General features: G+C 71.0%; 1 protein-coding gene. It reads left to right on the top strand.

Features of this window, described 5'->3' with window-relative positions; genetic code table 11:
- Positions 1-210 (top strand): hypothetical protein (locus tag ACTT8P_RS38750; protein WP_442836476.1); only part of this gene is annotated, 210 nt, incomplete at both ends.

Here is a 210-nt window from a genome sequence, read left to right as displayed (position 1 = left end):
GGATGCGGGGGTGTTGGCGTCTGCGGTGCGGGCGTTGGTGGTGCGGCATGAGGTGTTGCGGGCGCGGTTGGTGTCGGATGCGGTGGGGTTGCGATTGGTGGTGCCGGAGGAGGTGCCGGGGCGGGTTTGGGTGCGGCGGGTTGATGCGGCTGGTTTGGGTGGGGGTGAGCTGGAGGCGTTGGTGGGGGTGCATGCCGGTGAGGCGGTGGG

The organism is Streptomyces sp. JW3, assembly GCF_052216785.1.
Taxonomy (GTDB): domain Bacteria; phylum Actinomycetota; class Actinomycetes; order Streptomycetales; family Streptomycetaceae; genus Streptomyces.
This window is presented reverse-complemented; position numbering and strand designations above follow the sequence as displayed.